The following is a 7892-nucleotide window of genomic DNA, read 5'->3' as shown; positions in this document are numbered from 1 at the left end:
CACTCCACTCCGCACGCAGAGATCTCTACAGGAGCCGATCCGCAATCTACACTGACTCTTGCAGCCTCTCGCTCAAAAAAACAAAAAATCAGCGCTGGAACAGGGCCATGTATTCCTGATTGCCCTTGGGGCCGCGGATGGCGGCGGGGAGGACGCCGAGGCAGGCAAGGCCGAGGGTATCGCGGCAGAAGGTGAGGATCTTGTCCACGGCGCGCTGGCGGGCGGCCTCGTCGCGCACCACGCCTTTGACGGTCTCGCCGGGGCCGAGTTCGAACTGCGGCTTGATGAGCACGGCCATGCGTCCGCCGGGACGCAGCCACTGCATACAGGGGGGAAGCACGAGGGTCAGGGAGATGAAGGACACGTCCCCGACCACCAGATCGACGGGTTCGGGCAGGAGTTCCGGAGGAGCGGAGCGCAGGTTGACGCCTTCGAGGTTGACGACGCGAGGGTCAGCGCACAACTTTTCGTGCAGCTGGTTTTTCCCCACATCCACGGCATAGACGCGGGCAGCGCCGTGCTGCAGGAGGCAGTCGGTAAAGCCGCCGGTGCTGGCCCCGGCATCCAGACACACGAGGCCGGTCACGTCCAGTTGGAAATTTTCCAGGATGGTCAGCAGCTTGTAGGCCCCGCGGCTGACGTAGCACTCCTTTTCCAGCAGGACGAATACCGTATTTTCGGGATAGGGATGCCCCGGCTTGTCCACCTTGAGCGGCGGCGCGCCGGGCGGGAGCCCTTCCGGGGAGAGAGCGACCTTTCCGGCCATGATGAGACGGCGGGCCTGTTCGCGGCTTTCGGCAAGGCCCTGCTGATGCACGAGAGCATCCGCGCGTTGACGGGCGATTTTGGCACACATGGGCGGCAGTGTAGCCGCTTGCTCGGCGGGACGCAATGGCGGCTGCCGTCTTTTTTTCGGGGACCGGGCCGCAAGGCTTGCCAAAGCCGCAAAAGAAGGCTATAGATTTTGGCCCTGCCACGCACAGCCGTGACGCGGTACGAATTTTCAACGGCTCGCGCCGTTGCCATACACGAGGTTGATCATGAAGAAAGACATCCATCCCACGGTGTACAAGGCTACCATCACCTGCGCCTGCGGCAATACCGAAGAAGTGCTCTCCACCAAGGGCGAGCAGGTGCATGTGGAAGTCTGCTCCGCTTGCCATCCCTTCTTCACCGGCAAGCAGCGCTTCCTCGACACGGCTGGCCGCATCGACCGCTTCCGCAAGAAGTACGCCAAGTTCGAACAGAAGTAGACAGCGCCGCGGTTTGCGGCACGCCTGTCCCGCCGTTCCGGCGCGAAGATCTTCCTCTGGCAAGGCCGTTGACGGAAATTCTGTCATGGCCTTGCTGGAGCTGTATCTTTTTCCCTTCCGGCAAGATGGCTGCTTAGAGCGTTTTGGCATCAAAAGGCGAAAAGCGAGGCGGCGGCACAGCGCCGCCCAGCCCAACGCGAGCGGGAAAACTGCGTTTTTCCCGCGAAACGACAGGCCGCATGGTGCCGTATGGTTTGGAACGCGAAGCGTTTCGACCTGAAAATGCCCTAGCGGATAGATCCCGGGACAGAGAGGGAGACCGGGATGGCGGCGGCAGTCTCCTTGCCGTGTCCGCTGTCGCGGAAAGGCCGTATCATGCTCAAGGTAGCTTCTTTGATCTTGCGCTCCCTGCGTCATTTGCCCGGGCTGCTGTGGCAGTCCGCCTGTCCCATTGTCGGTGGTCAGGCCGTCATGGAAGGTATCATGATGCGTCACGGCGAGGGCTATGCGCTGGCGACCCGTCATCCGTCAGGGGATATCGTGGTGGAGCGTTTCCCCTGGTTTTCCCTGACGCGCCGTCCGCTGCTCAAAAAGCCGTTTTTGCGCGGCTTTCCCGTGCTGCTGGAAACGCTCGTCAACGGCATCAAGGCGCTCAACCGCTCCGCCGTCATGCAGGCTGACGAGGACGAGCCCCCGATCTCGGGTTCGCAGCTCGTGCTGACCATGCTGCTGGCGCTGCTCATGGCGGTGCTGCTCTTTGTGGTGGCTCCGCATGGCCTGTCCCTGCTCATGCAGGCGTTGGGCATGAGCGGCGGCGTGGAGGGGCTGACCTTCCACCTTTGGGACGGTTTCTACAAGTGCTGCATCTTCATGGGGTATATCTGGCTCATTTCTTTCGTGCCGGACATTCGCCGGGTGTTCCAGTATCATGGGGCCGAGCACAAGACCATCCACGCCTTTGAGAGCGGCGGCATCGTGGATGTCATGGCCGCCGCGGGCATGAGCCGTCTGCACCCGCGCTGCGGTACGACGTTCCTGCTTTTCGTCATCTGCATTTCCATCATCCTGCACGCTGTGCTCGTCCCCGCGCTGCTGCATGTGTACACGCCGCAGAACGTTGTGGCCAAACATGCGCTGACCCTGGCTTTCAAGCTGCTGCTGGTCATCCCCATCAGTGCGTTGGCGTACGAGCTCATCCGCTATGCGGCGCGCCTTTCCGAAGGCCCCTGGGCAAGCGTGCTGCGTACGCCGGGGCTTGTCCTGCAGCGTCTGACCACCGCCGAGCCGGACAAGGCGCAGATCGAAGTGGCGCTGTCCGCCCTGCGCGAGGCTCTTGGCGAGGAGACTGCCGGACGGGAGATCCGCACGGCGGACTATATTGTACGATCCGTTGAGCGCCCCTAGCGGCGTCTTGTCCCTATCGGAGGAAGCATGTTCGGCAAACTGGAAGCCCTGGAAAACAAATATGTCGAGCTGGAAAAGCAGCTCGCGGATCCTGCCGTCTACAACGATCAGGAGATGTACCGTAAAACCGCCAAGGCCCATGCCGACCTGCGCGATGTGGTGGAGCTTTTCCGGCGGCATCGTCGGCTCGTGCAGGAGATCGCTGACAACAAGGCGCTCCTCCACGACAGCGACCCGGACATCAAGGCTATGGCGCAGGAAGAGATAGCCGCGGCCGAGGAAGAATTGCCCAAGCTGGAGCAGCAGCTCAAGGTCCTGCTCTTGCCCAAGGACCCGCTGGATGAAAAGAATACCATCCTGGAGATCCGGGCCGGGACCGGCGGCGAGGAGGCCTCGCTCTTTGCGGCCGACCTTTTCCGCATGTACACGCGCTATGCGGAAGTCAAAGGCTGGAAAGTCGAGGTGATGAGCGAGTCCCCTTCCGATTCCGGCGGCTACAAGGAAATCATCTGCCTCATCTCCGGCGACCGCGTCTACAGCCATCTCAAGTTTGAAGCCGGTACGCACCGCGTGCAGCGTGTGCCCGCCACGGAGACACAGGGCCGCATCCACACCTCCGCCGCCACGGTGGCCGTCATGCCCGAAGCTGAGGAAGTGGACGTTGAGATCCGTCCCGAAGACCTGCGCATCGACATTTACCGGGCCTCCGGCGCGGGCGGGCAGCACGTCAACAAGACCGAATCCGCTGTGCGCATCACCCACATCCCCACGGGGACAGTGGTCACCTGCCAGGACGAACGCTCTCAGCACAAGAACAAGGCCCGCGCCATGAAGGTACTCGCCTCGCGCATCCTGGCCGCCGAGCGCGAACGGCAGTCCAACGAGCAGTCCGCCGACCGCAAGGCGCAGGTGGGATCGGGCGACCGTTCCGAGCGGATCCGCACCTACAACTTCCCGCAGGGCCGTTGCACGGACCACCGCATCAACCTGACGCTGTATTCTCTTGATCGCATCATGGAAGGCGAGCTGGATCCGCTTTTCGAGGCGCTCGCCACGGCCGCGCAGGCGGAAGCCCTCAAGGCCCATGCCGAAGCCTGATAGCGACTTGCTTCCCTAAAAGCAGAAAAGCCGTCCACACGTGGACGGCTTTTTTATGGCGGAACTCTCCGCAAGGCTGGCCACTACAGCGAAACCAGCGTCATGGCCAGCGGGATGCTAAGGATGGAGAGGACGGTCGTCATGGTCACCATCAGCGCCCCGTACTGCGGGTCCGTATCGTAATAGGCGCTCATTAGCGCGGTCTGCAGGATGCTGGGCAAACCGGCCTGGATGATGAACACCTTGCGCATGAGGTCCGGCACGTCAGGCAGGAACAACAGCATGACAGCCAGCAACAGCGGGGCCAGCACCAGCTTGCCCACGACGCCGAGGATCAGGTCCTTGTCGATATGCAAATGGCGCAGGTCCATCTGGTAGAGCGTCGTCCCGATGAAGATCAGGGCGAGCGGCGTAGTCATGTTGCCGAGATACTGGGCAAAGGACTCCACAAAGCTGGGCAGCCGGATGGAAAACACCACCAGTGCCGCCCCGCACAACATACCGATCATGGGCGGAGAGAAGATATGCCGCGCATTGGTCAGCAGGCTGGACTTGGCGCGCAGCTCTTCCTTGTCATGACTGATGGCGTAATTGCCCACGGTCCAGAAAAAAACCGTATTGGCGAAGAAATACAGCAGCACGAAGGGCAGCGCCTCGTCACCGAACAGGGCCAGATTCACCGGCAGACCGATGTACATGGTATTGGAAGCCGACATGCCGGTGCAGAACAATCCCCGCCGGGTCTCCTTCACACGCAACAGGTGCGCCAGCACATACGCCAGCGCAACGGTCAGCAACATGGACAGGAGCGGTATCAGAGAGCCATAGATCATATGCAGGAGCTGGTCCCGCTGGAATGAATGGCTGACCGTATAAAAGAGATAGGGAGGCAGAGCCACGCAGGTGATGAGGCGCGGCATGGTGATGATGGCATGTGCGTCAAACCAGCCCTTGGCCGCCAGCACATAGCCCACAAGGCTGATAAGCAGCAATCCCAAAACGCCTTGAAGCGCCAGCCAGAAAACCATACACCGCCCCCTCGTTTGCGCGCAGCGGAAAGCCCTGCCGAAATGCCGGAACAGTCAGGTAGCCGACAGGACCACGCTCAACGGACTCTATTCCCGTACTATGCGCGGAACAGCCGGACCTGTCAAAGAAGAAAGCGGTAATATCCTGCTTTTCCCGCAGGCCACATCACCGACCGGAGCGACCGTCCCAGCTCCGCCCCATCGGTTACATGCACACAAAAACGCTGAAAAAAGGACAAATTGCCGTATGATGCCTGACAGGAAAGGCCCTCCCCCGCCCCCCTTCCCCCAACGCACTTTTATTCGGGAGGATACTGGGGAGTGTGGCCCCACCTCGCGCATTGAGGGAGGATGCATCCTGTAGGCCCGTGTCCTCTGGCGCACGCGAAAAACGCCGGGCATCCAAAGAATGCCCGGCGGAAAACTGCGAAGCGGCCAGAAGCCGCCCCTTATCCCTGCAAGAGTTGCAAGAGCATGTGGGGGAAGGCATTGGCCTGCGCCAGCATGGAGGTGGCTGACTGGGTAAGGACCTGATTACGGACGAATGTCGTCATCTCCGTGGCCACGTCCACGTCCGAGATACGAGATTCCGCCGCCTGCAGACTCTCGGCCTGCACGTTGAGGTTTGTCACCGTATTTTCCAGCCGGTTCTGCGTTGCGCCAAGATGGGCGCGGATCTGATCCTTGCGGACGATGGCGTTGTCCAGCCGATTCAAGGCTCGCTGGGCAAGTTCCTGCGTACTGATGGAGATGATGTCGCCGTTGGGATCGCCAGGGGGCACGACACCACCACCGCCCGCCGTGGGCATGGCCGTCCAACTGGCCGAAAAATTAAAAACTCCTATTCCTGCAACAACAAGAACCAAATCCTCAGTGACATAATCTATGGTTAGTTTTTCGACAGGATCACGTGTGTTTGGGTTGAAATCCTTTGTGCTCCCCGTATAGCCAAAATTCATGCCATCGACTGTAAAATTATATAAATAATTTGAAGATACATAGTTAAGGAAGGTTCCAGTTCCATTTACTTTGTGGGAGTCATAAACTGCACCGGGAAGAAACCCATTTGATTCAGAATACTCACTACCTACTGGTATATAACTCCATTGATTCATTGGATTTCCTGCAAGAAGCTCCCCTTTTCTATTAAATATCAGAATATCATCAGGCTGGGCGCCATCATTAAGATACAACGAGATGTTTGTTGAGCCTGCCGGAATGATTCCAAAGGAAATAAAACCAGAATTATATTCCACAACTTTTCCATTCTGTACTCTCTCACTCAAAATAGGCACCCCGCCATATCCGGCTCCTCCGCCGCCAACGCCGCCTCCACCAGCCGCTCCGCCTTCCCGCAGTCCCAGTCCGGCCAGCGTACAATCTCCTATCTCCACATAGTAATAGTCTTCCGCGCTGTCGTTGGCCGTACCGAAATGCACCTTGAGCGCGCCAGTGGAGGACAGGCCATCCGCGCTGCCCGCGCCGGTGCCGTCATGCCGACCGGAGAGGGAGCCGTCCAGCAGCTTCACGCCGTTGAAATCGGTGGCCTTGGCGATGCGGTCTATCTCCGAGGCCATTTGCTGGAATTCGCTGTTGATGATGAGACGTTGCGTGGAGTCGTAGGTGCCGGTAGCCGCCTGCTCGGCCAGTTCCTTCATGCGGATGAGCTTCTCGTCGATGATCTGCAAGGCCCCGTCCGCCGTCTGGATGAGGGAGATAGCGTCGTTGGCGTTGCGCGCGCCCTGCCCCAGAGCCTTGATGTCCGCCCGCATGAGTTCGCGGATAGCCAGCCCGGTCGCATCGTCGGCCGCTCGTTCCACCCGCAGACCGGTGGAGAGGCGGCGCACGGAATCCGCCAGCGTGTCGTAATGCGCGGACAGCTGACGAGACACGCCATAGGCCATGAGATTGTGATTGACGGACAGAGGACTCATGCGGCTGCCCTCCCCTGCCCGACGAGGGCGAGCAGATGCACGCGGGCAGACAGAGCTGAGAAATCCACCACTTCTTTGCGACCGTGCTTAAAACGCCTGCACAGGGCAACAGACGTCGGCACGGACAACGCTCCATGCCCACAGCAGCGACCGGCAGGATGGCAGACCGACTGTCCCCGGATGTTATTTATATCAGCAAGAGAGAGAGAGAGAGAGAGAGAGCGGGGATAGGGGAGAACTTCGCATGACAGCCACTCCGTAAATTGAATTTTCTATTATGTAAAAAGATTTCAGAACTTCGTCAATATACCTGCGCGCTTGGAATTGGCCCTGCGCCGTCTCCCAAGCGTCCCCGTTCCCACACAAACGAACCCAATACAGCAAAATGTCCCCTGACTTCGGTCATATCGCTGCTTACCGAGGGTATTTTTTCATGTCACGCACACCTTTGACGAACTGGACTGACGCAAAATTTTTTCGCTTTGGCTGCGCCGATAATTTTGCGTCGTAGAGGAGTGGTAAAGACGGCTACCAGCAAAAAACTTTTGAGGAGGCTGTCCAACGGTGAGCGTATGCTACCATCGTTTGGCTGGCTTTTAGTCTCCTACAGAACGGCACCCCTCTTAGCACACTGACCAAGACGAAAAGCCTACGTTTGAAAAAGGCTTTTCAATGCGAGCGGTACCAACTGCCCCCAAAAAACACTTACCCCAACTCTTCAGTTTGCGACCTCCGGTACGATTGCCCTGCAAGCCTCTTCCAAAGCCCAAAGAAAAATACAAACCGATGGCAGGTAAAACTCATCCCCTCTGAATAAGATATGCCAGCCTGCACCAATCGGCCTATCCTCCCTGCCCGCAACAGGAAACGCCCCTCTCCACACCTCAAACAAACCAACAGCCACAAGCAAGGGACAGCTCTCCAAACACCGTCCCGGGCACCAAGCACTCAGATAGCACGAGACGAATATCCCCCCGCCGCCCATCCCGCGCTCACAGGCACAGTGCGCGGAATCAGCAAGGGAAAGCCTTTTTCCAGACTTCCGGACATGGAACTCCCCTCCATGCGCAAAAGGTCCCCATCCTGTTTTGCAAGCGAAAGCGCGGCATGGCGCGGAGGAGATCGCCGCCCCGCAGGGGCGGAAGCTCCGACGCCGCCCGGACGCTCGTCACGCG

The 7892-nt window shown here is 59.3% G+C and carries 5 protein-coding genes and 2 pseudogenes; 3 read left to right on the top strand and 4 right to left on the bottom strand.

From position 1 onward, the window contains the following. Positions 1–88 precede the first annotated feature (88 nt). Positions 89–856, bottom strand: a complete 768-nt coding sequence (locus tag Q0K00_RS10715; RefSeq protein ID WP_297229379.1) for a TlyA family RNA methyltransferase — start codon at positions 854–856, stop codon at positions 89–91. Positions 857–1040: 184 nt separating this feature from the next. Here Q0K00_RS10715 and rpmE point away from each other — a divergent pair, with 184 nt between their 5' ends. The 3 genes from rpmE to prfA all read left to right on the top strand — a co-directional run bounded on the left by rpmE (position 1041) and on the right by prfA (position 3755). Then, entirely contained in the window at positions 1041–1253 is a 213-nt protein-coding gene (rpmE, locus tag Q0K00_RS10710; protein ID WP_296306025.1) for a 50S ribosomal protein L31, read from the top strand. 375 nt (positions 1254–1628) lie between these two features. Next, positions 1629–2657: a DUF1385 domain-containing protein gene (locus tag Q0K00_RS10705; RefSeq protein WP_297229376.1), complete on the top strand. Its 1029-nt coding sequence runs from the start codon at positions 1629–1631 to the stop codon at positions 2655–2657. Positions 2658–2684: 27 nt separating this feature from the next. Further along, on the top strand, positions 2685–3755 hold the full coding sequence (gene prfA / locus Q0K00_RS10700) for a peptide chain release factor 1 (protein WP_297229374.1): 1071 nt from the start codon (positions 2685–2687) through the stop codon (positions 3753–3755). Positions 3756–3838: 83 nt separating this feature from the next. Here the strand turns inward: prfA and Q0K00_RS10695 are convergent, their stop codons facing one another. The 3 genes and pseudogenes from Q0K00_RS10695 to Q0K00_RS10685 form a co-directional block, all read right to left on the bottom strand. Then, on the bottom strand, positions 3839–4753 hold the full coding sequence (locus Q0K00_RS10695; RefSeq protein WP_297229372.1) for an AEC family transporter: 915 nt from the start codon (positions 4751–4753) through the stop codon (positions 3839–3841). Between the two features lie 479 nt (positions 4754–5232). Continuing rightward, positions 5233–5532 (bottom strand): annotated as a pseudogene (locus tag Q0K00_RS10690) (flagellin); the annotation flags it as partial. A gap of 606 nt (positions 5533–6138) precedes the next feature. Then, positions 6139–6717 (bottom strand): annotated as a pseudogene (locus Q0K00_RS10685) (flagellin); the annotation flags it as partial. Positions 6718–7892 lie beyond the last annotated feature (1175 nt).

The sequence above is a fragment of the uncultured Desulfovibrio sp. genome (assembly GCF_944327235.1).
Taxonomy (GTDB): Bacteria; Desulfobacterota; Desulfovibrionia; order Desulfovibrionales; family Desulfovibrionaceae; genus Desulfovibrio.
Note: the sequence above shows the minus strand (reverse complement) of the source record. Positions and strands in the feature narration are given on the sequence as shown.

Coding starts and splice junctions, on each gene's coding strand:
- Q0K00_RS10705 (WP_297229376.1), top strand. CDS start 1,629: ATGCTCAAGGTAGCTTCTTTGATCTTGCGCTCCCTGCGTCATTTGCCC.
- Q0K00_RS10715 (WP_297229379.1), bottom strand. CDS start 856: ATGTGTGCCAAAATCGCCCGTCAACGCGCGGATGCTCTCGTGCATCAG.
- rpmE (WP_296306025.1), top strand. CDS start 1,041: ATGAAGAAAGACATCCATCCCACGGTGTACAAGGCTACCATCACCTGC.
- prfA (WP_297229374.1), top strand. CDS start 2,685: ATGTTCGGCAAACTGGAAGCCCTGGAAAACAAATATGTCGAGCTGGAA.